At 74.2% G+C, this 24722-nt stretch carries 26 protein-coding genes; 9 read left to right on the plus strand and 17 right to left on the minus strand.

What is annotated here, in order from left to right:
* Positions 1 to 12 precede the first annotated feature (12 nt).
* The 3 genes from IF61_RS0100065 to IF61_RS0100075 all read left to right on the plus strand — a co-directional run bounded on the left by IF61_RS0100065 (position 13) and on the right by IF61_RS0100075 (position 1929).
* Entirely contained in the window at positions 13 to 633 is a 621-nt protein-coding gene (locus IF61_RS0100065; RefSeq protein ID WP_030364043.1) for a TetR/AcrR family transcriptional regulator, read from the plus strand.
* A gap of 113 nt (positions 634 to 746) precedes the next feature.
* Positions 747 to 1406 carry a dienelactone hydrolase family protein gene (locus IF61_RS0100070; protein ID WP_030364044.1) on the plus strand — a complete coding sequence of 220 codons (660 nt, stop codon included), beginning with the start codon at positions 747 to 749 and terminating at the stop codon, positions 1404 to 1406.
* Between the two features lie 103 nt (positions 1407 to 1509).
* Positions 1510 to 1929, plus strand: a complete 420-nt coding sequence (locus IF61_RS0100075) for a hypothetical protein (RefSeq protein ID WP_030364045.1) — start codon at positions 1510 to 1512, stop codon at positions 1927 to 1929.
* A gap of 63 nt (positions 1930 to 1992) precedes the next feature.
* Here IF61_RS0100075 and IF61_RS0100080 read toward each other — a convergent pair whose 3' ends face one another.
* On the minus strand, positions 1993 to 2406 hold the full coding sequence (locus IF61_RS0100080; RefSeq protein ID WP_157848523.1) for a hypothetical protein: 414 nt from the start codon (positions 2404 to 2406) through the stop codon (positions 1993 to 1995).
* A gap of 119 nt (positions 2407 to 2525) precedes the next feature.
* Between IF61_RS0100080 and IF61_RS0100085 the strand changes: the two genes are divergently transcribed.
* The 4 genes from IF61_RS0100085 to IF61_RS0100100 all read left to right on the plus strand — a co-directional run bounded on the left by IF61_RS0100085 (position 2526) and on the right by IF61_RS0100100 (position 6329).
* Positions 2526 to 3626 (plus strand): polyprenyl synthetase family protein, encoded by a 1101-nt coding sequence (locus IF61_RS0100085; RefSeq protein WP_030364047.1) that lies wholly within the window; start codon positions 2526 to 2528, stop codon positions 3624 to 3626.
* Positions 3627 to 3794: 168 nt separating this feature from the next.
* Positions 3795 to 4907 carry a PP2C family protein-serine/threonine phosphatase gene (locus IF61_RS0100090; RefSeq protein ID WP_043187282.1) on the plus strand — a complete coding sequence of 371 codons (1113 nt, stop codon included), beginning with the start codon at positions 3795 to 3797 and terminating at the stop codon, positions 4905 to 4907.
* A 41-nt stretch (positions 4908 to 4948) separates the two neighbouring features.
* The gene (locus IF61_RS0100095; RefSeq protein WP_030364049.1) at positions 4949 to 5473 is read left to right on the plus strand and encodes a GNAT family N-acetyltransferase; all 525 of its coding nucleotides are present in this window, start codon (positions 4949 to 4951) and stop codon (positions 5471 to 5473) included.
* 76 nt (positions 5474 to 5549) lie between these two features.
* Positions 5550 to 6329 carry a class I SAM-dependent methyltransferase gene (locus tag IF61_RS0100100; RefSeq protein WP_030364050.1) on the plus strand — a complete coding sequence of 260 codons (780 nt, stop codon included), beginning with the start codon at positions 5550 to 5552 and terminating at the stop codon, positions 6327 to 6329.
* Here the strand turns inward: IF61_RS0100100 and IF61_RS0100105 are convergent.
* Both IF61_RS0100105 and IF61_RS0100110 read right to left on the minus strand, forming a co-directional pair.
* The gene (locus IF61_RS0100105; RefSeq protein ID WP_223267682.1) at positions 6316 to 6594 is read right to left on the minus strand and encodes a DUF1540 domain-containing protein; all 279 of its coding nucleotides are present in this window, start codon (positions 6592 to 6594) and stop codon (positions 6316 to 6318) included. The two genes, IF61_RS0100100 and IF61_RS0100105, sit on opposite strands and share 14 nt — an antisense overlap.
* Before the next feature lie 230 nt (positions 6595 to 6824).
* Positions 6825 to 7217 (minus strand): DUF5997 family protein, encoded by a 393-nt coding sequence (locus IF61_RS0100110; RefSeq protein WP_030364052.1) that lies wholly within the window; start codon positions 7215 to 7217, stop codon positions 6825 to 6827.
* Positions 7218 to 7275: 58 nt separating this feature from the next.
* Here IF61_RS0100110 and IF61_RS0100115 point away from each other — a divergent pair, with 58 nt between their 5' ends.
* Positions 7276 to 8082 (plus strand): LysR family substrate-binding domain-containing protein, encoded by an 807-nt coding sequence (locus tag IF61_RS0100115; RefSeq protein ID WP_030364053.1) that lies wholly within the window; start codon positions 7276 to 7278, stop codon positions 8080 to 8082.
* A 24-nt stretch (positions 8083 to 8106) separates the two neighbouring features.
* Here the strand turns inward: IF61_RS0100115 and IF61_RS0100120 are convergent, their stop codons facing one another.
* From IF61_RS0100120 to IF61_RS0100130, 3 genes are all read right to left on the minus strand, one after another.
* On the minus strand, positions 8107 to 9375 hold the full coding sequence (locus tag IF61_RS0100120; RefSeq protein WP_030364054.1) for a DUF1266 domain-containing protein: 1269 nt from the start codon (positions 9373 to 9375) through the stop codon (positions 8107 to 8109).
* A gap of 162 nt (positions 9376 to 9537) precedes the next feature.
* Positions 9538 to 9969 (minus strand): protein-tyrosine phosphatase family protein, encoded by a 432-nt coding sequence (locus tag IF61_RS0100125; RefSeq protein ID WP_030364055.1) that lies wholly within the window; start codon positions 9967 to 9969, stop codon positions 9538 to 9540.
* Positions 9970 to 9979: 10 nt separating this feature from the next.
* The gene (locus tag IF61_RS0100130; protein WP_030364056.1) at positions 9980 to 11038 is read right to left on the minus strand and encodes a CaiB/BaiF CoA transferase family protein; all 1059 of its coding nucleotides are present in this window, start codon (positions 11036 to 11038) and stop codon (positions 9980 to 9982) included.
* 146 nt (positions 11039 to 11184) lie between these two features.
* Here IF61_RS0100130 and IF61_RS0100135 point away from each other — a divergent pair, with 146 nt between their 5' ends.
* Positions 11185 to 11601 carry an organic hydroperoxide resistance protein gene (locus IF61_RS0100135; protein WP_030364057.1) on the plus strand — a complete coding sequence of 139 codons (417 nt, stop codon included), beginning with the start codon at positions 11185 to 11187 and terminating at the stop codon, positions 11599 to 11601.
* 78 nt (positions 11602 to 11679) lie between these two features.
* Here the strand turns inward: IF61_RS0100135 and hemL are convergent, their stop codons facing one another.
* The 11 genes from hemL to IF61_RS0100190 form a co-directional block, all read right to left on the minus strand.
* Complete coding sequence (gene hemL / locus IF61_RS0100140; protein ID WP_030364058.1) at positions 11680 to 12978, minus strand: glutamate-1-semialdehyde 2,1-aminomutase; 1299 nt, start codon at positions 12976 to 12978, stop codon at positions 11680 to 11682.
* 102 nt (positions 12979 to 13080) lie between these two features.
* A complete protein-coding gene (locus tag IF61_RS0100145; RefSeq protein ID WP_030364059.1) occupies positions 13081 to 15138 on the minus strand; it encodes an acetate--CoA ligase family protein in 2058 nt (685 codons plus the stop codon).
* Positions 15135 to 16496, minus strand: coding sequence for a glutamyl-tRNA reductase (gene hemA / locus IF61_RS0100150; protein WP_245684342.1), 1362 nt, complete (start codon positions 16494 to 16496; stop codon positions 15135 to 15137). The genes IF61_RS0100145 and hemA overlap by 4 nt, the downstream gene beginning before the upstream one ends.
* A gap of 132 nt (positions 16497 to 16628) precedes the next feature.
* Complete coding sequence (gene hemB, locus IF61_RS0100155; protein ID WP_052392262.1) at positions 16629 to 17651, minus strand: porphobilinogen synthase; 1023 nt, start codon at positions 17649 to 17651, stop codon at positions 16629 to 16631.
* A gap of 8 nt (positions 17652 to 17659) precedes the next feature.
* Positions 17660 to 18469: an aspartate/glutamate racemase family protein gene (locus IF61_RS0100160; protein ID WP_030364062.1), complete on the minus strand. Its 810-nt coding sequence runs from the start codon at positions 18467 to 18469 to the stop codon at positions 17660 to 17662.
* A 66-nt stretch (positions 18470 to 18535) separates the two neighbouring features.
* Positions 18536 to 19741: an FAD-dependent oxidoreductase gene (locus tag IF61_RS0100165; RefSeq protein WP_030364063.1), complete on the minus strand. Its 1206-nt coding sequence runs from the start codon at positions 19739 to 19741 to the stop codon at positions 18536 to 18538.
* A complete protein-coding gene (locus IF61_RS0100170; protein WP_030364064.1) occupies positions 19738 to 20490 on the minus strand; it encodes a maleate cis-trans isomerase family protein in 753 nt (250 codons plus the stop codon). Before IF61_RS0100170 ends, IF61_RS0100165 begins: the two co-directional genes overlap by 4 nt.
* A gap of 141 nt (positions 20491 to 20631) precedes the next feature.
* Positions 20632 to 21174 (minus strand): helix-turn-helix transcriptional regulator, encoded by a 543-nt coding sequence (locus IF61_RS0100175; protein ID WP_052392263.1) that lies wholly within the window; start codon positions 21172 to 21174, stop codon positions 20632 to 20634.
* Between the two features lie 199 nt (positions 21175 to 21373).
* Positions 21374 to 22324, minus strand: a complete 951-nt coding sequence (locus IF61_RS0100180) for a DMT family transporter (protein WP_030364066.1) — start codon at positions 22322 to 22324, stop codon at positions 21374 to 21376.
* Positions 22325 to 22598: 274 nt separating this feature from the next.
* The gene (locus tag IF61_RS0100185) at positions 22599 to 23561 is read right to left on the minus strand and encodes a LysR family transcriptional regulator (protein ID WP_052392264.1); all 963 of its coding nucleotides are present in this window, start codon (positions 23559 to 23561) and stop codon (positions 22599 to 22601) included.
* Between the two features lie 13 nt (positions 23562 to 23574).
* On the minus strand, positions 23575 to 24492 hold the full coding sequence (locus IF61_RS0100190; protein ID WP_030364068.1) for a TIGR03619 family F420-dependent LLM class oxidoreductase: 918 nt from the start codon (positions 24490 to 24492) through the stop codon (positions 23575 to 23577).
* Between the last annotated feature and the right edge of the window lie 230 nt (positions 24493 to 24722).

Genomic DNA, 24722 nt, shown 5'->3' on the forward strand with positions numbered 1-24722 from the left:
GGGAGTCCCGTTATGACATCCAGGAGTGCGGACCCCGGCACCCTGCGCCCGGGCGGGCGCACCGCGCGCGTGCGGGCCGCCGTCCTGCAGGCCGCCGGAGACGCGCTGGCCGAGGGCGGGCTCGCCGGTCTCGACCTCGCCGACGTGGCCCGCCGCGCGGAAGTCGGCCGGACGACCGTCTACCGCCGCTGGGGAACGCCCGCCAACCTCGTCGCCGACCTGCTCGCGGACATGGCCGAGCAGTCGCTCCCGCGCACCGAGACGGGCACGCTGCTGGGCGACCTGCGCGCCAACGCCCGCCTCGTGCAGCGCACGCTGGCCGACCCCCGGCAGGGGGCGCTGTTCAAGGCGGTGATCGCCGCGGCGACCTGTGACGACCAGGCGGCCGCGGCCCTGCACCGCTTCTACGACACCCGGGTCACGGAGTGGGAGCCCTGCGCACGGCAGGCCGTCGAACGGGGCGAGCTGCCCGCGGGGACCGACACCCGGGAGGTCGTCCGCGCCGTCTCCGCCCCCCTCTACTACCGTCTGCTCACCACCGGCGAACCGCTCGACGAGGCGGCGGCGGAGCGTGCGGCGGCGGCCGCGGCGGCAGCCGCGCAGGCGGGGGCCTTCGTCAGCGAAGCCGCCTGAAGCGAAGCACCCTGAACGGCGCGGACGCTGCGCGCGGCACCGCGACGGCGCCCGGCTGGTCGTGACGCCCGTGCAGAGAGAGGCTGGAGAGGGGCGGAAGAGGGTGAATCGCGATGACCTCCGACGCAGTGCTCATACCCGCCGGCGGCGCGGCACTCGCCGGCGACCTCGTCGTTCCCGCTTCTGCCGGCGCGGTGGTGCTGTTCGCCCACGGCAGCGGCAGTTCGCGGCTGAGCCCGCGCAACCGGGCGGTCGCCGCCGCGCTCCAGCGCTCCGGGCTGGCCACCTTGCTGATGGACCTCCTGACCGAGCAGGAGGAGGCGGTGGACGCCCTCACGGCCGGGCACCGCTTCGACATCGCCCTGCTGAGCAGCCGCCTGACGGCGGCGATCGACTGGCTCGGCGGTCACCCGGGCACGGCGGACCTGCCGGTGCACTTGTTCGGGGCGAGCACGGGTGCGGCGGCAGCGCTGACGGCGGCGGCGGAGCAGCCGGACCAGGTGCGGTCGGTGGTCTCGCGCGGCGGCCGCCCCGACCTCGCCGACGACGCGCTCAGCCGTGTCCGGGCGCCCGTCCTGCTGATCGTGGGCGGCGAGGACCACGAGGTGCTGCGGCTGAACCACGCGGCAGCGGCCCGGCTGCAAGTGCCCCACGAAGTCCACGTCGTACCCGGCGCCACCCATCTGTTCGAGGAGCCGGGGGCGCTGGAGGAGGTCGCCGAGGTGGCGTGCCGCTGGTTCCTCCGGCCCTCGCAGCCTCAGGGCGAAGCGTGAACGGAGCGTGAGACGGTCCGGGTGACGACGAGGCGGTGCGTGTCCGTAAGGCCCGCCGGTCGTTCTCGTGAGAAGACCCGCTCGCGTCCCCGGAGGAGACCTGATGCGCCGAGCCATTGCCACCGCCGCGCTGGCCGCGGCCGCCCTGACGCTGGGGTCGGCCGCCGCCTCGCACGCCGCCGACCGGCCGAAGCCGCCGGACCTCGGGGAGCTGGCCGCCGTCGACGCCGGCAACCTGGGCGACAGCCTCGACGGAGTCGCGCAGAAGGCGACCACCCTCGCGGGGGCGTCGGGAGCCGAGCTGGTGAAGCAGGCTGTTCCCGCGGTGGGCAAGGCGGCCGGCTCGGCGGTGAAGAAGACGACGGATCCGGTTCAGCGGACCATCGGCACCGCGGCGGGGACGGCGGGGCGCGGCGTGGGCGACACGATGACGGCTTCGCAGGGCAGGTCGGCGCCCGCTCCGCTCCCGGCGGGACCGCTCCCGATCGCAGGCCTGCCGATCGCCGGACTGCCGACCGGCTGAGATCTCCCGCAGGGCCGTCCGCGCCGGAGCCCTCTGCGCGCCGGCCTCACCCGTGCGCCGGCCTCACCCGCGGGCCGCGCACACCACGAACGCCCGCATCGACTCGCTGCCGTTGCTGGTGTTCGTGCCGCGCGTGACCCATTGCGGGCCCTGCGCAAAGGAGTCGGTGAGGTAGATGCGGTGCGCGGAGGTCTCGCCGCCGCCACCGACCGGCACGCGTCCGACCGGACAGACCGCCACGGCAGGGGCGTTCGCCCCCGGCCCGACTTCGACGGGATCTCCGAAGACCTGCAGGAATCCCCCCGCCTCCGCGCCGGCCCCGGCGGCCTGCTGCGGGGCCGCATGGGGCGTGGAGGCGAAGCCCTGCGCCTTCTCGTGCTCGCTGTACGCCCCCTGCTCGCCGTGCGCGTCGGCGGTCGCCACACCACAGGCAAGGGCGGCGGCAGCCGCACACGCAAGGCTGGCGATACGTTTCATCGTGACCCCCTCCGGACGTCCGGAACCCCTGATTCCACAATGCTACGTAGAGTGTTGCGGCGATGACAAGACGTAGCGACGGTCGCACCCTTCCCCGGCTGCTGGAAGGGTGGACCCCCATGAGCACCACGAACCATGCGCAGCGCACGACCGCGGCCGCCGCCCGGGAGCGGCTCGCCGGATACCGGCACCGCTTCGACGCCCGCTTCGAGGCGTACTTCGACTCCCTCTCCGAGCACCTGGACACCCCGCCGCTCAGCCGCTTCACCCCCCGCTGCCTGGACCTCCTGCGCGACCTCTCCCTGCGCGGCGGCAAGCGCCTGCGCGTCGCCCTGCTGTACGAGGCGGCCCACCTGGTGACCGACGAGGAACCGCCCGGTCTGGAGGAAGCCGCGCTGAGCATCGAACTGCTGCAGACGCACGGGCTGGTCCACGACGACATCATCGACGACGCCCCCGTGCGGCGCGGCGGCCCGTCCACGTACTACGCCTACCGCCGCGAGTTCCCCGGAGATCCCCGGACCGCGCTGGGGCTCGCCGTGCTGGCGGGGGACCTCGCCGCCTTCCTGTCGATGCAGGTCCTGCTGGAGGCCGCCGCGCCCGCCGCGGTCAAGCAGGGCATGCTGGAGGTGCAGTTGCGCGCGGGCGCGGAGACCGTCGCCGGCCAGATCACCGACCTGGAACGCGACTTCGAGCCGCTCCCCTCCGAGGACCTGCTGCACACCGTCTGCGAGTACAAGTCCACCCGGTACTCCATCCTCGCCCCGCTGCGGCTGGGGCTGCTGGCCGCGGGAGAACACCTGGCCGACCATGACGAACGCCTGCGCCGCTACGCGACCCTGGCCGGCATCAGCGGGCAGATGCGGGACGACTACCTCGACCTCTTCGGCGACGAGCGCACCACCGGCAAGTCCCCGGGCTCCGACATCCGCTCCGGGCGCCGCAGCTACGCCGTCCGCGCCGTACTGGCCGCCGCGACCACCGCGGAGCGCACGCTGCTGGAGTCCGCACTCGGCGACCCGGGGTGCACGGCCGCCACGATCGACCGCATACGCGGCATCGCCCGGGACCGCGGCGTCGACGACGAACTCCGCGCCGCCGTACGGCACTACGCCGAGGACGCCGCCGCCGAGGCCTCCTCCTGGCGCCCGCACTGGCGCACGGAAGCCGTGTCCTTCTTCGAAGGCCTCCCCTTGTGGAACGCACAGCGCACGCAGTGATCGTCTGCGGCACCGGCGGCCGCCCGATGACGCGGGCACGGCGACGTGGAGTACACGCTTACCCGCCGGGAGTGGCTGCGCCATACGGGCGCCTCATGACTGGCAGCCCTCATCCGGCCCGACGATGCTGGAGCGTGTCGTACGACGCGGAAGAGCGGGAGCGGGCACGTGAGGGCACCGGGCACGGAGCGTACCGGCGTCGGGCGCTGGTGCCTGCGTCACCTGCAGTGGATGCCCGCCTTCCTGCTCGTCGGGGGCGCCGCCCTCGACTACAACACCCCACCGCACTTCAGCGCGGAGGCCTTCTACACGGCCGCGCCGATGTCGGCCGCCGCACTACTGTCGCTGCGGGCGACGATCCTGGCGGGCATCGGCGCGTGCGCGGCCGACACCGCGCTGCTGATCCACTTCGGCTTCCTCGGGGACTCCGGCGGGCAGAGCGAGCTGGCCACCGTCACGGTGGTCTCGGCCTTCGCCGTCGTCGTCAACCGCCTCATGTACTACAGCGACGTGCGGCTGCAGTCCGCACGCAAGATCGCCCTCGCCGTACAGCGCGCCGTGCTGCCGCAGCCGCCGGCCTCGATCGGGCCGTTGCGGATCGCCGTGCGCTACCAGTCGGCCGTGAAGGACGCACACATCGGCGGTGACCTCTACGGCGTGCAGGACACCCCGTACGGCGTACGCTGCCTGGTCGGCGACGTGCGGGGCAAGGGCATGGACGCGGTCAAGGCCGTGGACGTCGCCCTGGGGGTGTTCCGGGAGGCCGCCGACGACGAACCCGCGATCACCACGGTCGCCGCCAGGCTGGAGCGGGCGCTGCGCCGGGAGGCGGACCGGCGGAACGGGGTCGAGCGGACCGAAGGGTTCGTCACGAGCATCCTGGCCGGCATCCCGCACTCCGGCGACGCGCTGCAGCTGCTCAACCGCGGTCACCCGGCGCCCCTGCTGCTGCACGGCGGCCGGGCGCGCTACGCGGAGCCGTCCGAACCGGCCCTCCCCCTCGGTCTGGCGGACCTGGGCGCCGGCGAGGACCGAACCGACACGGTGCCCTTCCCACCGGGAACGACGCTCCTGCTGTACACCGACGGCCTCACCGAGGCACGGGACCGCGCCGGGGTCTTCTACGACCCCGGCGCCAGGCTGACCGGGCGGGAGTTTTCCGGGCCGGACGCCCTGCTCGACGCCCTCCTCGCCGACGTCGCCCGCCACACCGGCGGCTGCATCACCGACGACCTGGTCCTGCTCGCGATCACCCGCGGCGAGGGTCCTGAGGCCGCCTAGCAGCACGTACGTGCAGCATGACGCACCGGTAGCCTGCCACCATGCTGACTGGTGATCTTGTACGGCTCCGGCCCCTCGAACCGGCCGACGCCGAGACGATGTGGCGGTGGAACAACGACCCCGAGATCGGGCGCTGGATGTTCGGCGGCTACCCGGAATCGCTGGCGCAGATCACCGAGCGCTTCGCGGCCCTCCCCCGCAACGCGTACGCGGGCACGTTCCTCGGCGTCGAGCCGCTCGGCGAGCGGCGGCTGATCGGCTCGGTGCGGCTGCGCGACGCCGCACCCGAGACCGGCGCGGCCGAACTCGACCTCCGCATCGGCGACAAGGACTACCAGGGGCGCGGCTACGCGACCGACACCATGCGCGTGATCTGCAGGTTCGGCTTCGACGAGATGCGCCTGCACCGCATCGCCCTGACCGTCGTCGCGGACAACGAGCCGGCCCGCCGCGTGTACGAAAAAGTCGGCTTCGTCGAGGAGGGCCGGCAGCGGGAGTGCTTCCGCCGCGCCGGCAAGTGGCACGACATGATCCTCATGGGGCTCCTCGAAGGCGAACTGCGCTGACCACGCCCGTCACACCGGCCGCTCCCGTACCCGGAATTCCCGGCGGGAGGGGAAGGTAGGGAGCGAGGATGGGCGGATGAACGCCCACTTGCGCGCCCAGTCGTTCAACGCGGCCGCCGCCCAGTACGCCGCGAACCGGCCCTCCTACCCGCCCGCCCTCCTCGACGCCGTCGAGGAGCTCGCGGGCCGCCCCCTCGCCGGTGCCCGCGTCGCCGATGTCGGCGCGGGCACCGGGATCGCCACGGCCCTGCTGCGCGAGCGCGGCGCGGAAGTCGTCGCGGTCGAGCCGGGCGAGGGCATGGCGGCCCGGTTCCGCCGTGATCTGCCCGGCGTGCCGGTCGTCCGGGGTGACGGCAATGCCCTGCCGCTCGCCGACGCGTCCGTCGACCTCGTCACGTACGCGCAGGCCTGGCACTGGACCGACGCCGCCCGCTCCGTCCCCGAAGCGCTGCGGGTCCTGCGCCCGGGCGGCGCGATCGCCGTCTGGTGGAACACGACCGCGCTCGACGTGCCGTGGCTCGCCGCCCAGCACGAGCGGATCGCGCGCCACACCGGCACGGAACCGCCGACCAGGGAGCCGGACGACGACCGTGCCGTCCGGCTCGCCGGCTTCGGGAGGCTGCACTGCGTGCGCCGCCAGGTGCGCTGGAGCCGGGTCGTCCCCCTCGGCGTCCACCTCGCCAACATCGGCAGCCACTCGGCGTTCCTCGTACTCGGCGAGGCCGGCACCCGGGAGTTCCTTACCGCCGAGCGCAGCCGCCTGCGCGCGCTCTTCCCCGGCGAGGAGATCGAGGAAGCCTACGTGGCCGACCTGTTCGTGGCCGGAGAACAGCCCCTCGCCGCTACCTCGCCGTGAACGTCAGGCAGTCCGCCGAGGCTCCCAGGGCGGCCACCGTGATGCCGGGGGCCTGGCATTCCAGCCCGACGTTGTGCAGGCACCCGGCCATCTTGCAGGCGCCGACCCGGCCGACGGACGAGGCGTCTCCGCCCTTCGAGGGGAAGACGAAATAGGTGTCGCAGTGGGCGTGGGCGGAGTCGCCCACGGTGATCGCGAGTGCGTGGCAGGCGCTGTCCTGGTTGTAGGCGCACTCGTCCACCTGACAAACGCTCACCTGAGGCATTTCCACGGCGCTTCTCCTCGGCACGACGTCCCGACCCGGCCACGGTCCGTTCTCCCGACGCCTTCCTCGGGCGCCGCAGGGCGACACCGGTGACCCCGGGTGTTCACCCGGACGCCGGACCGGCAGTCGACGGCGCCGCGTGGGCGGAGGAGCGCAGGCCCGTGCCGGGACGGCCGGGCCTGCCGCCCGACATGCGGATCTCGTTCACCGGGGACGGGACGGGCGCAGGGTCAGGCGCCCTGGTCCGCCTGCTTCGCCTGCTTCTCCTTGATGCGCACGGCTTCCTTGCGGACCTCGGCCTGGGTGGCGCGCTCGCGCTGCAGCCACTCGGGCATGTCCTTCTTCAGCTCGTCGATCTGCTCGGTGGTGAGGGGGTCCGTGATGCCGCCGCGGGCGAGGCCCGCAATGGAGACGCCCAGCTTCGCCGCGACCACCGGCCGGGGGTGGGGGCCGTTGCGCCGCAGCTCCTGCAGCCACGCGGGCGGCTCGGCCTGCAGCGCGTTCAGCTCACTGCGCGTGACGACCCCCTCCTGGAACTCGGTGGGGGTGGCCTGGAGGTACACACCCAGCTTCTTCGCCGCGGTCGCGGGCTTCATCGTCTGGGCGGTCTTGTGCGACGTCATGGCGTCAAGGGTATTCGAGCATGTGCACTACCTCGACCACGACCGGTAGCCTGGCGGAGTGACAGGCTCGGAAGTTTCCCCTTCGTTCCGGCTCGCCTATGTCCCGGGAGTGACGCCCGCCAAGTGGGTGCGAATCTGGAACGAGCGGCTGCCCGACATCCCTCTGCAGCTCGTGGCGGTCCCCGCCACCGAAGCGTGCGACGTGCTGCTGGGCGGCGACGCCGACGCGGGTTTCGTCCGGCTGCCGCTGCCGGCCGACCGCACGGACTTCAGCGCGATCCCCCTGTACACCGAGACCACGGTCGTCGTGATCCCGAAGGACCACGTCGTGGCGGCGGTCGAGGAGGTCACCTCGGCGGACCTGGCCGACGAGATCGTGCTGCACCCCCTCGACGACGTGCTCGGCTGGGAGCGGCTGCCGGGCCGGCCCGCGATCGAGCGCCCGGCCACGACGGCGGACGCCATCGAGCTGGTGGCCGCGGGGGTGGGCGTCCTCGCCGTCCCCCAGTCGCTGGCCCGCCTGCACCACCGCAAGGACCTCACGTACCGGCCGCTCACGGACGCCCCCCAGTCGCGGGTCGCCCTGTCGTGGCCCGAGGACGCGACCACCGACTTGGTCGAGGACTTCATCGGGATCGTCCGCGGGCGGACGGTCAACAGCTCGCGCGGCCGCACCCAGCCCCAGGCCGAGGCCCGGTCCTCCAAGGCCGCGGCCAAGTCCCCGGCCAAGGGCCAGGGCAAGGCGCAGCCCAAGGGGAAGCGGCCCGGTGCGGGCGGCGGCGCCCCGCGCAAGGCCGCGGCCGGCAAGAGCCCGCGGGGCGGTTCCGGCGGTGCCAAGCGCGGCAAGCCCCGCCGCCGCTCGTAGCGGCGGGCCGCCGCGTGGCGGAGCTCACACCCCGGGTGCGGGCTCTTTGAAGGGCACCGTCCGCCACGGGCTGTCCGGGTCGCTGGTCAGTGCGCGGTGCGCGTCGAGGACCGTCGTGTACCAGGGGCCGAACTCCTCCTCGTCGAAGTGCAGGCACCGGCCGAGTACGTAGCCGGCGGAGAACTCCTCCCACGAGTCGTACGCGGCCCGCGCGGCCACGGCCGCGCGCTCGATCGCCGCGTGCATCTCGGCCTCCGTCGCGTAGCGCGCGCCCCTGCCCCAGCGGGCCATCTTCGAACCGCGGCCGATGTCCCAGGCCGCGACCGTACGCACGAGGCCGTCGGGCGGCAGGAGGCCGTCGGCGCGGAACCGGGCCTCGTAGCGCAGCACCTGGCCCACGAGGTCGCGCAGGTGCGCCACGAACCCGGCGAAGTCGGGGTCGCCGGCGGGGGTGCCGTTCTCCAGGGCGCGGGCGCGCACCGTGGCCTCGACGGTGTCCCGCCACTGCCCCGGGTCGGCGCGGCCGCCGCCCTGCGACCGGAGCAGCGCGGTCCGCGCGCCCAGGACGAAGTCCCAGTACCAGGGGCTCACGTCCTGGCCGAGGAGTCGCTCCTCCGTCTCCAGCCAGTCCTCGCGGCCGTGCACGCCCCAGTCGTCGGCGATCCGCTCGGCCTCGCCGCGGTAGCCCATGCCGTGCCAGTGGAGGGTGTTCCACGCGTCGCCGTTGCGGAAGCACAGGTGCGCGCCGCAGGCCAGGCCATGCAGCAGCGGGCCGGGGGCGGGGGCGCCGGTGCGGCGGGTCACGACGCGGTCCATCAGGTCGTCCGGGGAGAAGAGGTCGTGGTGCAGATCCAGCCACACCTCCCGCTCCTCGTCGCTGACCAGGAAGTACTGCTCGCAGGGCGTGGCCGCGTTGACGGCGAGGACGTCCACGCCGTCCGGGACGATCTGCGCGAGCGCGCCGAGGGTCGCGTACTCGTAGACAAGGAACGGGTGCGGGCGCGGCAGCATGCCGGAGGTGTAGACCTGCAGGACGGTGCGCCCGTCCGGGGTCTCGATGGTCAGCATGGGGTGGGCGTCATCGCCGGCGGCCTGCGCCTCGTCGAGGCGGACCGGGTAGTAGACGCCCTCGATCGCGAGGGTGCGCAGGTAGGCGTAGGAGTCGTCCGACCTCGTCACCTTGTACAGGTACTGCTCCACGTCGGTGGGGGCCTGCCAGCGGGCGCCGTCCTCCGGTGCCGGGACGAAGGGGAAGAACTCGTCGTGGGCCTCGTCCTGGGCTGCGGCGTGCATGGGGCTCCTGTTCACTCCGGTCCGGCCGGCCGGTTCCGGCTCAAGATCGCCCGAGTACGGTAACGGTGGCGATTCCGGGGGTGCGGGGAGGGGCGGCGGGCCACCATGGACGCCGGGTGCCGGAGCCGGCCGGATTCGCGCGGCGGCTGGTCCGGGGCGGCGTCAAGCGGTGAAGCGCCGCACGTAGCGCCTCTGCCAGGGCGTTTCGACCGCGTGGCGGTCGTAGTGGTGGCGGACGTAGGCCACGGCACGGTCCGCGGGGACGCCGTCGAGGACGGCCAGGCAGGCCAGGGCCGTGCCCGTGCGGCCGCGGCCGCCGGCGCACGCGATCTCGACGCGTTCGGCCGCGGCCCGCGTCCACGCCTCGCCGAGGACGGCGCGGGCCCCGGCGGGGCTGCTGGGGAGGCGGAAGTCCGGCCAGCGCAGCCACGCGGCCTCCCAGGGGACTTCGGGAGGCCGCTTGCCGAGCAGGTACACCGCGAAGTCGGGATCCGGCCCCGCGGGGAGGGGGCGGCGCAGGCCGCGGCCACGGACGAGGCGGCCGGAGGGCAGTTGCAGGATCCCGGCGTCGCCGGCCTTCCACGTCTCGGTCACGCCGCCGAGGTTACGCCCAGGCGCTCAGGACGTCGGCGGCCGTGTGCGCGCCGGGCGCCGGGGCCGGGGCGGGGACGGCGGCGGGGGTGCGGCTGAAGCGGGGGGCCGGGGCGGGCTGGGGCGCGCCGGCCACGTCCACGAAGGCGGCCCGCTCGCGCAGCGCCGGGTGCGCGGCGGCCTCGGCCGGGTCCAGGACCGGGACGACGCACGCCTCGTGCTCGTCGAAGACCTTGGTCCAGTGGTGGCGGGGGTGTTCCGCGAAGGCGGCCGCGAGGAGGTCGCGCAGGGCGGGCCAATCGGCCTCGTCGGCGCGGTCGGGCAGGGCGGCCGGGTCGAGGGCGAGGCACTCCAGCAGCGTGTCGTAGAAGCGCGGTTCGATGGCGCCGACCGCGACGTGGAGGCCGTCCTGGCAGGCGTAGGTGGTGTAGAAGGGGGCGTCGGTGACGGTGGTCATGCCGGGGAGGTCGCGCCATTGACGGGTCATCACGTCCAGCATGGCGGCGCCGTCGACCATCGCCGCGTCGACGACCTGGCCGCGGCCGGAGCGGTCGCGCTCGTGGAGGGCGGCCAGGATGCCGAGGGCTTGGAGCATGCCGCCGCCGGCGAAGGTGGACAGGTAGGTGGACGGGGGCACCGGAGCGCCCCCGGCGGGGCGGTTGCCGTCGAGGAGTCCGGCCATGGCCAGGAAGCTGATGTCGTGGCCGGGCCGCGCGGCCCAGGGGCCGGTGCGGCCCCAGCCGGAGAGGCGGGCGTAGACGAGGCGCCGGTTGCTCTCCATCACGTTCTCCGGGCCCAGGCCGAGCCGTTCGCACATGCCGGGGCGCAGCCCCTCCAGGAACACGTCGGCGCGGTCGATCAGTGAGCGGACGGTGTTCAGGTCGTCCTCGTCTTTGAGGTCGGCGGCGACCGAGCGGCGGCCGCGGCCGAGGGGGTCGGCGGCCTGGTGGCGGCTGCCGGGGCGGTCGATCCGTACGACGTCGGCGCCGAGGTCGGCGAGCAGGGTGGCGGCGTAGGCGGTGGGGGCGCCGGCGGCGAGTTCCACGACGCGGAGGTGGTCCAGGGGGCCCATTTCGGGTTCCTCACTTCTGTTCTGAGCAATGCGTCTGTTCTGAGCGGTTCGGTTCGGGGTTCCGTATGGCCTGCCGGCCGTCTCTCTTCCTAAGTTCCGGGTGTTTTCCCTTTCTGTTTCTCCGGTCGTGAATGGAGTGTTTTTCCATGGGAGTTGTGTACACAGCCGATGTCGTGTCGTCGGGGGACGGCCGCAACGGCAGCGTGCGTTCGCCGGACGGTGTCCTGGAGCTGGGTCTGGCCGCGCCCAAGGAGGTCGGCGGCCCGGGTGGCGCCACCAACCCGGAGCAGTTGTTCGCGGCGGGTTACGCGGCGTGCTTCCACAGCGCGCTGCGGCTGTCGGCCCGCGAGGCCAAGGTGGCCCTGGCGCAGGACACGGTGTCCGCGCGGGTCCACCTGGAGCGGGACGAGAGCGGGTACTCGATCAGCGCGGACCTCGTGGTGGACCTGCCGGGGGTGCCGGAGGACGTCGCGCGGTCCCTGGTGGAGCAGGCCCACGGCCGCTGCCCGTATTCCAAGGCGGTGCGTGACACCATCCGGGTCGGCATCTCGCTGGCGTCCTGACGGCTCCCCCGCTCCCCCGCTGCCGGGTCCGGTGATCGCACCGGGCCCGGCAGCGCTGTCGTCACGCGCCCGGGCGCCTCAGGCGGGCTGCGCCGCCGCGGCGGCCTTGGCGGCCGCGGGCAGGGCGGACAGCACCCGGTCCACGGCGCGGTCGTCGTGGGACGCCGACACGAACCACGCCTCGAACGGCGACGGGGGCAGGTACACGCCCTGGCGCAGCATCGCGTGGAAGAAGGCGCGGTAGCGGTGCGCCTCGGTGGCCTTGACCGCGTCGTAGTCGGTGACGGGCGCGGAGGCGAAGAAGACGGAGAACATGGTGCCGGAGTACTGCAGCCGGTGGGCGACGCCCTCGGCGTCCAGGGCCTGCGAGACGTGGCTGCCGATGGTGGCGGAGACCGTCTCCAGGCGCTCGTAGACCTCACCGGTGCAGTGGCGCAGCGTGGCGAGGCCGGCGGCGGTGGCCACCGGGTTCCCGGCGAGCGTGCCGGCCTGGTAGACGGGGCCGGACGGGGCGAGGTGCTCCATGACGTCGGCGCGGCCGCCGAAGGCCGCGGCGGGGAAGCCGCCGCCCATGACCTTGCCGTACGTGAAGAGGTCCGCGGCCACGCCGTCGCGCCCGTACCAGCCGTCCCGGGCGGCGCGGAAGCCCGTCATGACCTCGTCGGAGATGTAGAGGGCGCCGTGGCGCCGGCAGAGGTCGGCGAGGCCCTGGTTGAAGCCGGGCAGGGGCGGGACGGCGCCCATGTTGCCGGGGGCGGCCTCGGTGATGACGCAGGCGATGTCGCCGCCCTGCTCGGCGAAGGTCTTCTCGACGGCGGCGAGGTCGTTGTAGGGCAGGACGATGGTGTCGGCGGCCTGAGCGCCGGTCACGCCGGGGGTGTCGGGCAGGGCGAAGGTGGCGAGCCCGGAGCCGGCGGCGGCGAGGAGGGCGTCGACGTGGCCGTGGTAGCAGCCGGCGAACTTCACGATCTTCGTGCGGCCGGTGAAGCCACGGGCCAGGCGGATGGCGGACATCGTCGCCTCGGTGCCGGACGTCACCAGGCGCACCCGCTCGACGGGGGCGACGCGGTCGGTGATCTCCTCGGCGAGGGCGATCTCGCCCTCGGTGGCGGTGCCGAAGGACGTTCCCTTGGCCAGGGCCCCGCGGACGGCGTCCATGACGGCGGGGTGGCGGTGGCCGAGGATCATCGGCCCCCAGGAGCAGATCAGGTCGACGTACTGGTTGCCGTCGGTGTCGGTGAGGTAGGGCCCCTGGGCGGAGGCCATGAACACGGGGGTGCCGCCGACCGAACCGAAGGCTCGTACGGGGGAGTTGACGCCGCCGGGGATGACGGTGCCCGCGCGGGCGAACAGCGTCTCGGACATGGGGGTGGTCATGACACGGGCCTTTCACAAGGAGAGTTCACAAGACAAGAAAGAAAGAGGGAGGGGAAGGGGGGCGGAGCCGGCGGCCTCGGGGGCCGCCGGCTCCGGTGTCCGTCAGGCGGGGGTGCCGGCCTCGGCCACCGTGTACGCGGCGTCGAGCACCACCGCGCCCGCGCCCTCCTTCAGGACGCGCACGGGGTTGAGGTCGAGCTCGAAGCCTTCGGGCCAGTCCTGGACGGCGAGGGCGACGTTCTCCAGGAGGCGGGCGAGGGCGGTGGTGTCGGCGGCGGCCGTGCCGCGGGCGCCGTTCAGGAGGGCCGCGCCGCGCAGTTCGGCGATCATCGCTTGGGCGTCGCCGGGGGCCAGCGGCAGCAGGCGGTGGCTGACGTCGTCGAGGATCTCGGCGAAGATGCCGCCGAGGCCGACAGTCAGGACGGTGCCGAGGGCGCTCGTGCGGGCGCCGACGATCATCTCGACGCCGGCGGGGGCGAGTTCCTCGACGAGGACGTCGCCGCCGAGTGCGGCGAGCTTGTCGTAGGCCCCGGGAGCGTCCTGTTCGGTGATGCCGACGAGGACTCCCCCGGCCTCGGACTTGTGCAGCAGCCCGGGGACGACGGCCTTGGCGACGGCGCGGCCGCCGAGCTCGGCCACCAGGCGTGCCGCGTCCTCGGCGCCGGTGGCGGTGCGGCCCTTGGGGACGGTGGCGCCGGCGGCCGCGAGGAGCGACTTGAGCTGCGGCTCTGTGGCGTCCTGCGCGGGGGCGGGGGCGCCGGGGCCGGCGGGGGCGGTCGTGGCGGTGCGCGGGCGGCTGACCTGCCAGAGGGCGGACGCGGCGCGCAGGGCGCGGGCGGGCGTGGGGTAGTCGGGCAGGCCGGCCTCGCGGAGCTGGGCGGGGGCGTCGGGGGCGAGGAAGTCGGCGCCGGTGCGGGCGACGAGGATGGGCTTGCCGCCCTTGCGGGCCGCCTTGGACAGGGCGGTGACGGCCTTCTCGACGTCGGGGCCTGCCATGACGCAGAAGCAGGCGATGATGATGTCGACGGCGGGGTCGGCGATCAGGACGTCGAGGGACTTGTCGAAGAGCGAGGGGTCGCTCAGGACGGTGGCGGTGATGTCGACGGGGTTGTCGACGGCGCCGAAGGGCGGGACGATCTCGGCGAGCGCGGCGGTGCTCTCGGGGCTGAGGGCGCTCAGTTCGAGGCCGGCGTCCTCGACGGCGTCGGCGGCGAGGATGCCCGAGCCGCCGGAGGTGGTGACGACGGCGACCTTGGGGCCCTTGGGGCGCAGGGGGAACTCGAAGGCCTGGGCGACGTCAAGGAGTTCGTCGATGTCGCCGACGCGGACGATGCCGAGCTGGCGCAAGGCGACGTCCAGGACGCGGTCGTCGGTGGCGAGGGCTCCGGTGTGGGAGGCGGCGGCGCGGCCGCCGGCCTCGGTGCGGCCGGACTTCAGCAGGGCGACGGGCTTGCCGGAGTCGGCGAGCGTGCGCAGGGTGGCGGGGTCCGGGGTGTCTTCCAGGTAGCCGAGGAGGCCCGTGCACTCGGGCTCGGCGGAGAGCTCGCGCAGGACTTCGAGGGCGGTGACGTCGGCGTCGTTGCCCGTGCTGACGACCCAGCCGGGGCGCAGTCCGCGCTGCAGGGCGAGGCTGGCGGCGCCGAAGCCGAGGGCGCCGCTCTGGCTGACGAAGGCGAGGGTGCCGGGCTCGAAGGGGACGCTCTCGGCGCCGAAGAGCGGGCTGAAGGTGGCGAGGACGCGGTTGTTGAAGCTGACGGCGCCGATGCAGTTGGGGCCGATGAGGCGCAGCCCGCCGGCGCGGGCGCGGGTCACGAGGTCGTCCTGGAGGGCGGCGCCCTCCTCGCCGGTCTCGGCGAAGCCGGAGGAGGCGATGATGGCCAGGGGGACGCCGGCGGCGATGCAGTCGTCGACGGCGCCGGGGACGCGGTCGGCCGCGACCATGATCAGGGCGAGGTCGACGGGCCCCTGGACATCGGTGAGGCCGGGGTACGCGGGGACGCCCAGGACCTCGCCGCCGCGGGGGTTGATGGGCAGGATGCGGCCCTTGTAGCCGTGGCGCAGCAGGAAGTCCATGGGCTTCCTGCCGAGGGCGCCGGGGCGTTCGGTCGCTCCGATGACGGCGATCGAGTCGGCGTTCCACAGGGCGGATATTGCACTCATGCCATGATCTCCTGGGCGGCGGGGGCGGTGTTCGCGGTGGGCGAGCCGGCTGCGGCGGCGGCCCCGCGCGGACCGGTCTCGGGGGCGAAGAGGGCGCGCAGAGCGTCGACGTAGACGTCGCCGTCGGGGGCGCCGGCGAGCCGGCGGGCGCGCACGGTGGGCTGGTGGAGCATCTTGTCGACGATGCGCCGGACGCTGTGGGCGACCTCCTCCTGGGCGGCGCTGTCCATGGCGTCCAGGCGGCGGCTGAGCCGGTCGAGTTCGGTGGCGGTGGCCTCGGCCGCGCTGGTGCGCAGCGCGGCGAGGATGGGGGTGGCGCGGGCGGCGCGGCGGTCCGCCTTGAAGGCGGCGACCTCGGTGTCGACGATGCGGTGGGCGGACTCGACGCTGGCGACGGAGAGTTCGTCGTCCCCGCCCTCGGCGGCGATGCGCTGGAGGTCGACGAGGACGGTGCCCCCGGCCTCGGCGACGCCGGCCTCGATGTTGCGGGGCAGCGAGAGGTCGAGCAAGTACAGTTCGCGGCCCGCCCGGGCCGCCATGGCCTCGTCGACGTGCCGGCGGGTCACCAGCGGGACGGTGGAGGCGGTGCAGCTGACGACGACGTCGACCTCCGCCAGGAGGCGGGGGATGTCCTCCAGGGGGTATCCGGTGCCGCCCGCGGTCTCGGCCAGGCGCTGGGCCTTGTCGGGCGTGCGGTTGGCCATGTGGACGGTCTGCAGGCCGGAGCGGCGCAGCGCGGCGAGGACGACGCCGCCGAAGGAGCCGGCGCCGATGACGAGGGCGGTCTTGCCGTCGAGCGAGCCGACTAGGCGCTCGAAGAAGGCGAGCCCGGCGGTGGCCAGGGAGCGGCCGGCCTCGTTCAGGCCGGTCTCGTTGCGGGCGCGCTTGCCGGCGCGCAGCGCGGCCTGGACGGCCTGGTTGAGGGTCTTGCTGGCGGTGCCGGTGCGCTGGGAGCGGTCGAGGGCCTCCTTGACCTGGCCGAGGATCTGGTCCTCGCCCAGGACGACTGAGTCGAGGCCGGCGGCGACCTGGAAGAGGTGGCGCAGCGCGTCGTCGGCGGAGCGCACGTAGGCGTACGGGGCGATCTCGTCGGCGTGGACGCCGGTGTGCTCGGCGATCAGGTGTGCGACGGCGGGCGCGGGGTCGGTGCCGGGCTCGGCCTCCAGGTAAACCTCCATCCTGTTGCAGGTCGACAGGACGAGGGAGGAGCCGAGGCCCGGGGCGCCGGCCATGTCGCCGGCCAGGTCCTCCAGCGGGCGCGGGGTTTCGTAGAGGCGCTCGAGGAGGTCGAGCGGGGCGGTGGCGTGGCTGATGCCCACGGCCATCAGCCGGCTGTCATCGGGTGTGTGTCGTTCCACGGTCTGTGCACCTTGGTGTGTGGCGGGCGGGAAGCGGGGCGCCTGCCGGCCGGGCGGAGGGGGGCCGTCCCGGCCGGCAGGAGAGGGCGGTTCGCCGCGCGGGGCGCGGGACGCGGAGTGCGGGACGGCGGGTCAGCGGCCCACGCGCGGGGCGAACTCGGTGGCCCAGTACGTGATGATCTGGGAGGCTCCGGCGCGGTGGATGGCGGTGAGGCTCTCCACGATGGTGCCGTCGCGGTCGATCCAGCCGCGCTCGGCGGCCGCCTCGATCATGGAGTACTCGCCGGAGACCTGGTAGGCGGAGACGGGCACGTCGACGCGGTCGGCGATGAGGCGGACGATGTCGAGGTAGGCCAGGGCGGGCTTGACCATGACCATGTCGGCGCCCTCGGCGAGGTCGAGGTCGACCTCGCGCAGGGACTCCCGGATGTTGCCGGGGTACTGCTGGTAGGTGCGCCGGTTGCCCTGGAGGGAGGACTCGACCGCGTCGCGGAAGGGCCCGTAGAAGTGGGACGCGTACTTGGCGGAGTAGCCGAGGATCGCGACGTTGTGGTGGCCGGCCTGGTCGAGGGCGGCGCGGATGTGGCGAACCTGGCCGTCCATCATGCCGCTGGGGGCGACGATGTGGGCGCCGGCGTCGGCCTGGACGACGGCGGCCTGGGCGTAGAGCAGGACGCTGGCGTCGTTGTCGACGTCGCCGTCGGCGCCGAGGACGCCGGTGTGGCCGTGGGTGGTGTACTCGTCGAGGTTGATGTCGCCGATGACGACGGTCGCGTCGCCCACCTCGGCGGTCACGTCGCGCAGGGCGGTCTGCAGGATGCCGTCGGGGTCGACGGCTCCGCTGCCCCGCTCGTCCTTGTCCTTGGGGATGCCGAAGAGCATGACGCCGCCGACGCCCGCGGCGACCGCCTCGGCCGCGGCCTTGCGGAGGCTGTCGCGGGTGTGCTGGTAGACGCCGGGCATGGAGGGGATGGGGCGGGGCTCGGTGATGCCCTCGCGCAGGAACAGCGGCTGGATGAGGTTGTTGGCGTTGACCTGGGTCTCGGCGGTCAGGCGGCGCAGCTGGGGGGTGCGGCGCAGCCGGCGGGGCCGGTGCAGCGGGGCCGCGGCGGGGGTGCTGGCGGGGGCCGGGCCGAGGGTGGAGTGGGTGTTCATGGGGTCTTTCACGCTCCCTGGAGGGTCGAGCCGAGGAATACCTTTTCGAGGTGGTGCGCGATGTCGGAGGGCGGCCGGTGGAACCAGTAGCCGGCGGTGGAGCGGGCGAAGACGCCCAGGCGCCCGAGTTCGGCGGTGAGTTCGGCGAGCTTGACGGCGAGGCCCGCGGGGTCGACGACGGGCATGCCGGCGAGTTCGCGGACGCCGAGGTGCCAGAGGATCTCGTTGGGGATCCCCTCGGCGGGGACGATCACCTCGGCGCCGGCTGCGCGGGCGCGTTCGGCGGCTTCGGTGTAGACGGTGAGGAAGGGGTCGCAGTCGCCGTCGAGGGCCCGGTGGACGCCGTCCCAGCCGCCGGGGACGACTTCGTACGCGGCGAGGTGGGAGTCCAGGCCGTAGCGGGTGATGTTGGCGCGGATGGGTTCTTCGAGGGGCGGCATGAAGCCGAGGAGGCCGAAGCGCTGGCCGGTCATGGCGGAGAGGAAGAAGGCGCTCTCGCCGTAGCCGAGGGTGGGGATGCCCGCGAGGTGGCGGGCGTCGCGCAGGCCGGGGTCCTGGCCGGCGGCGGTGATCCAGGCGTCGTAGCCGGAGCGTTCGGCGCGCACCGCGGCGTGGGCGAAGTGCTGGGAGAACAGCACCTGGGCGGCGTGGTGGCCGACCAGGCCGAAGGGGGTGTTGTCGGGGTAGGTGTCGGCGGGCAGGGTGTGGACGTCGATGACGGTGCCGGGGGCGGCGATGGCGTCGAGGTGGTCGCGGTACCACTGGTCGAGGAGGGGGATGCGGCCCTCCACGGTGTGTTTGTGAAACCAGATGCGCATGGGGTTCCTTTGGGCGGATGACGTTCCATCAGAGGAAGGGGGGGTGGCCCGTGAGGGGCCGGAGGCTCAGGCCGCCACGCGCCCGGGGCGGGGAGCGCAGTCCAGCAGCGACGCCTTGAGGAGGTAGTCGGTGCGGGCGTCCGCGTCGGCGGTCATGCGGCCGATGTCGTCGAGGGCGGAGCGCAGGGCCGTGGCGTCGTCGATGCCGGCGGTGCGGGCCTCGCTGCGCGGGATGACGGCGTCCTGGACGACGGCGCGGCGGGCCGCGGCCACGGTGGTCAGGGAGCGGTCCCCGGCCTCGCCGCGGTACAGGCGGATCAGGGCGCGGCCGTAGGCGACGGCGTCGTGCAGGCCGCAGTTCATGTTCATGCCGCCGGCGGTGGAGGTCAGGTGGGCGGCGTCGCCGGCGAACAGCACGCGCCCGGCCCGGAACCGCGGCAGGACGAAGGCGGCCAGGCGGTACGTGTGGGCGTCGAGGATGCGGATGCGGGAGTCGAGGCCGGGCAGGCTGCGCGCGACCAGGGCGTGCACGGCCGCGGGGGCGGTGACGTGCTCGCGGGGGGTGGTGGCGGGGATGCGGTGGATCAGGCGCCAGTGGTCGGGCATGCCCAGCACGCTGAAGGAGGTGCGCGCGTCGCGGACGTACGTCAGCGGGGACAGGTCCGGCACCAGGGCGTCGAGCGGGGTGTCGGTGACGATGCGCAGGGCGTAGGAGGGATAGGGGCGGGCCCGGGAGTCGAGCTGCAGCAGGTCGCGGACGGTGCTGCGGGCGCCGTCGGCAGCGATGACGTGGCGGGCGGTGACCGGGGCGCGGGCGCCGTCGGGGCCGCGGGTCCACACGCGCAGGCCGTCGGGCTCCTGGCGGAGGTCGAAGACCGTGTGTCCGAAGGCGACGTCGGCGTGGGGGTGGCGGCCGAGGGCGGCCAGGAGCAGCGGGGTCAGGCGAGCCTGTTCGGCGTGGACCCGGTAGGGGTGGGCGGTGCGGCCTTCGAGGGGCGCGTAGGGCAGGCGGTGCAGGAGGTTCCGGTCGAGGTCGCGCCACTGGATCTCGGTGACGTCGCGGCCGGCCGCGCGCAGGGGCGCGGCGATGCCGAGTTCGTCGAGGAGGTCGAGGGTGGCGGGGTGGAACGTCGACGCCCGGGAGGCGGTCGACAGCCCGTCGGCCGCTTCGAGGACGGTGACCGGCACGCCGCCGTGGGCCAGGACGAGGGCGGCGGTGAGCCCGACGGGGCCGGCGCCCACGACGACGACCCGGTGCCGGCGTGGGTTCATGCCCGGCTGCCGGCGCGGTCGGCGAGGCGCTGCAGCGGCCGGGGCAGGGCGCCCTCGGGGCCGGCGGGCGTGGCGTCGGTGTGCTTGAGGGCCCACCGGGCGGAGCAGATGTTGGAGGTGAGCAGGGTGCGGTCGTTGCCGTCGCCGATGCGCTCCAGGGCCTCGAAGGTGAACATGCCGGTGCCGGTGAACAGCAGGGTGGCGTCCGGGGCGAGATCAGTGGCGCCGGCCTGGCGCACGAGGTCGTCGGTGGTGACGTCGTACGGGGAGAAGCGCTCGCCCGCCCGGACGGGGACGACACGGGTGATGTTCAGGCCGGCCTTCTGCCAGTACCGGGCGGAGAGTTCGGTGAGCCACGGCTCGTACGGGGAGACCAGCACGATGTCGGTCAGGCCGAGGTCGGTGCAGGTGTCGAGGGTGGCCAGGGTGGAGGAGGCCACGGGATAGCCGGCGCTCTGCGCGATACGGTCGCACAGTTCGCGGTCCCCGTCGGGGTCGAGGAGGTAGTGCGAGCCGCTGCAGGCGACCACGACGGCGTCGAGCGCCAGTCCGCCGAACCCGGCGATGACGCCGGGCAGTTGCTCGTTGTAGACGTCCAGGCGGTCGCGCAGGGTGCGGCCGGGCAGGACGGGGAAGCGGGAGGTGTGCAGGTGCATGGCCGGGGCCGTGAGCCGGGCGATCTCCGGTTCGGCGGCGGCGTTCCCGGACGGGACGACGACGCCGAGGCGCGCGGTGCTGTGCATGGTCATGGAAGGAAGCCCCCTGGTGTGCGGAATGGCGGCGGCAACGGCCGCGGGAAGTCCTCGGTCGCCGCGGGCCGGTGCGTGTCCGGCGCGCCCTGCGGCGTAACTGGACGGTATGACGGGGGCGTTGGGTGGTGCACTACGGGATCACGCAGTCAGCCGTTCCTGCGGGCGGGCCGGGGTGAGGGTCTCGGGGAGGGTGGCGCCGAGGGCGGGGGCGAGCTGGGCGCGGCGCCGGATGGAGAGCTTGCGGTAGACGCGGGTGAGGTGCTGCTCGACGGCCCGGCAGGAGACGCCCAGGCGCGCGGCGATGTCGTTGTTGGTGTGCCCGGCCAGGACGAGGCGGGTGATGCGCCGCTCGTGCGGGGTCAGGGCGGCCGCCGCGGGCGGAGGGGTGCGGGTGGCGCCACCGGTGAAGTCCGGGCGGCCGTAGGCGATGTTCCAGTTGCGGATCCGGGACTGGGCGACGAGGGATTCGCGGACCAGGGGGTCGGGGCGCAGGGCGCGGTGGAGGGCGATCTCGTCGGGGGCGTCGACGAGGAGGATCTCGCCTCCTTCGCCGTCCCAGGGGCCGCCGCCGATGAGGGTGCCGCGGGCGGACAGGGTGTGCAGGAAGGTCTCGTGCGCGCCCCAGAGGCGGCCGAAGCGGTGGTCCAGGGTCCTGAAGGTGCGTTCGACGACGTACGTCATGGCGGGTTCCTCGGGTGCTTCGTCGCGTCCGGCCGGTGGCGGGCGGGCCGGGCCGGTGCGCGGGGTGGGCTGGTGACGGCGAAGGGGGCGGGATGGCGGGGACACGCGGTGTCCGCCGGGGCGGTGCGTGCTTCCCGAGTCCCGCCCCCTGGGGGCGAGGCCGCCGGGGAGGGGGCGGCCGTCGGTGCGGTGCGGCGGGCTACTGGGCGCCTGCGGCGGGGGCCGTGCCCACCCGGGAGGCCGGTGCGGCGTCCGCGGCCGGCGCGGGGGCGGCGGCGGGGGCCGGCTTGCGGCGCAGCAGGGCGGTGGCGGCGAGGACGGCCGCGGTGCCCAGCAGGACGGTCCAGCCGAGGGGTTCGTCGAGGAAGACGGCGCCCAGGACGACGGAGACGACGGTCATGAGGTAGATGACGGTGGCTGCCGCGGCGGCGCCGTCCTTGGTGATGATGATGGTGTTGAGCAGGACGGCGAAGCCGGTGCAGACGATGCCCAGGATGATCAGGGCGATGACGGAGTCGGTGCGCCACTCGACCGGTTCGAGGCCGATGAAGGGCACGGCGACGAGCGTCATGAGGGCGGCGATGGCGAGCTGGCCGCCGGCGAGCATGAAGACGGGGATGCCGCGGCCGGCCAGGAAGCGCCCGACGTAGGCGAAGCTGCTGCCGAAGCTGACGGCGCCGAGCACGAAGCAGACGATGCTGCCGGTCGAGGCGTGCGTGCCGTCGCTCCAGGGGGCGGCGACGAGGACGACGCCGAGCAGGCCGATGGCCATGCCCCAGATGCGGGCCGCGCCGAGGCGCTTCTCGGAGCCGAGGAGGACGGCGGCTCCGAGGGTCCACACGGGGCCGGTGCCGCTGACGATGCCGGCGATGTTGCTGGAGCCGGTGCGCTCCCCTTCGGCGAACAGCAGCCAGGGGACGGCGTTGCCGAGGAAGGCGGCCACGGCCATGTGGCCGAGGACCTTCTTGTCGCGGGGGAGCTTCTGGCCCTTGGCCACGCCGATGGTCAGCAGGACGGCGGCGCCCAGGACGAGGCGGACGAAGACCATCTCCACGGGGGAGAAGGCGTATCCGGAGATTTTGATCCACAGGAAGACGGAGCCCCACAGCAGGCTCAGGGCGGAAAGCCGCAGGACGGCACCCTTCGACATGATTCTCCTCGGCGTCGCGGTGCCCCGGGGGTCCGGACGGTCACGTCCACGGACGGGCCATTCGGGGCATTTCGGTCTCGTTGGGGGCAGGGCCGTACCGGGCGCAACAGGGGGAACGAGCAAGGGCGTTGCGGCGCCGGTGCGGGCCGAGCCGGGCAGAGTCCCGGGGGTGGTGCGGCGGCCGGGCTCTGGGATAGAGCCTCACACCGCCGCCCCCGCGGCGTCCATCGAGGGATTCTTCCGATGATCGTGAAGGCGGGCTTACGGTTCGCTTCTACCGTTCGCCGTCGTCCTGCGCGCGGGCCGTCGCGGCCGCCTGCGCCAGGGCCTCGACGACGGCCGCGACCTGGGGCAGGCTCCCGTCGCCGGCGCGCACGGCGGCGAACACCTGCCGGCAGGGCGCGTCGTCGAAGGTCTTGACGACCACGCCGGAACGGGCCGCGGAGCGGGCCAGGCGCGGGACGAGGCTGATGCCCATGCCGTGCCGGACGGCCGCGAACGTGGCCTCCCAGTCGCCGATGGCGTGCGTGGCGCGCGGCGTGAACCCGGCGGCGGCGCAGGCCGCCAGGGGGATCTCCTGGCACATGCCGGCGGTGGCGAAGATCCACGCCTCGTCGGCGAGGTCGGCGAGCGTCAGCGACGCCGCCTCCTCCAGCCGGTGGCCCAGGGGCAGCGCCACGTCGAAGATCTCCTGCATGAGGGGGAACTTCTCGAACCGCGGGTCGCCGACGGGCGCGTTCGGGGACTCCACGGCGATGACGACGTCGGTGCGCCCGTCGGCGAGCATCTCGAAGCTGACCGGCGGGTCGACCTCGGCGAGGGTCGTGCGCAGCTGGGGCCGGCTCTCCTTGAGGATGGCGGCGGCGGGCAGGATCAGCGGGGTGAGCGTGGTGGCGAAACCGGCCACCGACACCTCGCCGGTCTCCCCCTCGCGCCAGGCGGCCACCGCCTCGTGGAGCCGGTCGGTCCAGGTGAAGATCTCCTCGGCGTGGCGCAGCACGATGCGGGCCGCGCCGGTCAGGCGCAGCCGGCGGCCGGCCGGTTCGGTCAGGCGCACGCCCAGCTCCTTGGAGAGGGCGGCCAGTTGCTGGGACACGGCGGAGGGCGTCAGGTGCAGGGCGGCCGCGGCGGCGCTGACCGTCTTGCGGCGGTCGAGCTCCGCCAGGACTCTCAGGCGGCGCAGGTCCACGTCGGGGTGGCGCGGCGCGGGGGCCGCGCCGGGGGTGGGTGTGGTCATGCTGCGGGCAACATCAGCGCAGGCGCTGCTGTTCCGGGTCGATGACCTTACGGGCGAGGGTTTCGAGGGCGTCGAGGTCGCGGGCGTTGCGCTCGGGGGTGCGGGGCTCGCCGGGGAACGTCGGGTCGAGGACGACGGTGGGGACGCCCAGGGCGTCCAGGAGGGCCAGGTCCTGGTGGATCTCGTCGAGGCTGCCCTCGCCCATGAGCCGGCCGTTGCCCAGGGGACGGGCGGTGACGCGGAGTTTGATGCGGGGCACGAGTGCGGGCACGGGCAGGTCCAGTTCCTTGGCCGTCCGCTCCAGGGCGGGCAGGCCGTAGCCGGTCAGCCACTGGGCGGTGACGGAGGTGGGGTGCCAGGCGTCGCCGAAGCGCACGGCGCGGCGCAGGGCGCCGGGGCTGTGCCCGCCGACCCACACGGGCGGGCCCGGGCGCTGCAGGGGTGCCGGGCCGGTGTGCAGGTGGTCGAAGGACACGAACTCGCCGTGGTGGCTGACCACGTCGTTCGCCCAGCAGGCCTTGATGACGGCGAGGTACTCGTCGCTCCGGGCGCCGCGGCGGGCGTAGGGGACGCCGAGCGCGGCGAACTCGCCCGGGGCCCAGCCCGCGGCCGCGCCGAGGACGAAGCGGCCGCCGCTGAGCCGGTCGATGGCCGCTGCCATGCGGGCGGTCAGGACGGGGTGGCGGTAGGGCAGGATCGTCACGGTCGTGCCGAGCCCGATCGTGCGGGTCACGCCGGCCAGGTAGGACAGCACGGTGAACGGGTCGTAGAAGGGGGCGGCGAACAGGCGCTGGACCTCGGGGGTGGGGGCGACGTGGTCGGACACCAGCAGGTGGTGGTAGCCGAGCTGTTCGAGCCGGCCGGCCCACTCCCCCAGGGTCTCGGGGGTGGCGCCGGGGCCGTAGTTGGGGACGTTGACGCCGAACTTCACGGGGATCTCCGATCGCTGGGGGCCGGGGTGGGGCCGGGGGGCGGTGCTGATGACGGGTGACGGGTGGGTGACGGGTGACGGGTATCGGGTTGCTGATGCGGATTTCGGGTTACGGGTTACGGGTCCGGCGACCGGTCACGGGGGGGCGACCGGTTACGGGGCCGGACGGCTGATGACGGAACGGCCGGCTGATGACGGGACGGACGGACACCGCATCGCGGGGTGCCCAA

This window comes from Streptomyces roseoverticillatus (assembly GCF_000719265.1).
Lineage (GTDB): Bacteria > Actinomycetota > Actinomycetes > Streptomycetales > Streptomycetaceae > Streptomyces > Streptomyces roseoverticillatus.

What these genes read in the sequence shown, in the direction of transcription:
- IF61_RS0100065 (WP_030364043.1), top strand. Translation starts at nt 13, where the DNA reads ATGACATCCAGGAGTGCGGACCCCGGCACCCTGCGCCCGGGCGGGCGC.
- IF61_RS0100070 (WP_030364044.1), top strand. Translation starts at nt 747, where the DNA reads ATGACCTCCGACGCAGTGCTCATACCCGCCGGCGGCGCGGCACTCGCC.
- IF61_RS0100075 (WP_030364045.1), top strand. Translation starts at nt 1,510, where the DNA reads ATGCGCCGAGCCATTGCCACCGCCGCGCTGGCCGCGGCCGCCCTGACG.
- IF61_RS0100080 (WP_157848523.1), bottom strand. Translation starts at nt 2,406, where the DNA reads ATGAAACGTATCGCCAGCCTTGCGTGTGCGGCTGCCGCCGCCCTTGCC.
- IF61_RS0100085 (WP_030364047.1), top strand. Translation starts at nt 2,526, where the DNA reads ATGAGCACCACGAACCATGCGCAGCGCACGACCGCGGCCGCCGCCCGG.
- IF61_RS0100095 (WP_030364049.1), top strand. Translation starts at nt 4,949, where the DNA reads ATGCTGACTGGTGATCTTGTACGGCTCCGGCCCCTCGAACCGGCCGAC.
- IF61_RS0100100 (WP_030364050.1), top strand. Translation starts at nt 5,550, where the DNA reads ATGAACGCCCACTTGCGCGCCCAGTCGTTCAACGCGGCCGCCGCCCAG.
- IF61_RS0100105 (WP_223267682.1), bottom strand. Translation starts at nt 6,594, where the DNA reads ATGCCTCAGGTGAGCGTTTGTCAGGTGGACGAGTGCGCCTACAACCAG.
- IF61_RS0100110 (WP_030364052.1), bottom strand. Translation starts at nt 7,217, where the DNA reads ATGACGTCGCACAAGACCGCCCAGACGATGAAGCCCGCGACCGCGGCG.
- IF61_RS0100120 (WP_030364054.1), bottom strand. Translation starts at nt 9,375, where the DNA reads ATGCACGCCGCAGCCCAGGACGAGGCCCACGACGAGTTCTTCCCCTTC.
- IF61_RS0100130 (WP_030364056.1), bottom strand. Translation starts at nt 11,038, where the DNA reads ATGGGCCCCCTGGACCACCTCCGCGTCGTGGAACTCGCCGCCGGCGCC.
- IF61_RS0100135 (WP_030364057.1), top strand. Translation starts at nt 11,185, where the DNA reads ATGGGAGTTGTGTACACAGCCGATGTCGTGTCGTCGGGGGACGGCCGC.
- hemL (WP_030364058.1), bottom strand. Translation starts at nt 12,978, where the DNA reads ATGACCACCCCCATGTCCGAGACGCTGTTCGCCCGCGCGGGCACCGTC.
- IF61_RS0100145 (WP_030364059.1), bottom strand. Translation starts at nt 15,138, where the DNA reads ATGAGTGCAATATCCGCCCTGTGGAACGCCGACTCGATCGCCGTCATC.
- hemB (WP_052392262.1), bottom strand. Translation starts at nt 17,651, where the DNA reads ATGAACACCCACTCCACCCTCGGCCCGGCCCCCGCCAGCACCCCCGCC.
- IF61_RS0100160 (WP_030364062.1), bottom strand. Translation starts at nt 18,469, where the DNA reads ATGCGCATCTGGTTTCACAAACACACCGTGGAGGGCCGCATCCCCCTC.
- IF61_RS0100165 (WP_030364063.1), bottom strand. Translation starts at nt 19,741, where the DNA reads ATGAACCCACGCCGGCACCGGGTCGTCGTCGTGGGCGCCGGCCCCGTC.
- IF61_RS0100170 (WP_030364064.1), bottom strand. Translation starts at nt 20,490, where the DNA reads ATGACCATGCACAGCACCGCGCGCCTCGGCGTCGTCGTCCCGTCCGGG.
- IF61_RS0100175 (WP_052392263.1), bottom strand. Translation starts at nt 21,174, where the DNA reads ATGACGTACGTCGTCGAACGCACCTTCAGGACCCTGGACCACCGCTTC.
- IF61_RS0100180 (WP_030364066.1), bottom strand. Translation starts at nt 22,324, where the DNA reads ATGTCGAAGGGTGCCGTCCTGCGGCTTTCCGCCCTGAGCCTGCTGTGG.
- IF61_RS0100185 (WP_052392264.1), bottom strand. Translation starts at nt 23,561, where the DNA reads ATGACCACACCCACCCCCGGCGCGGCCCCCGCGCCGCGCCACCCCGAC.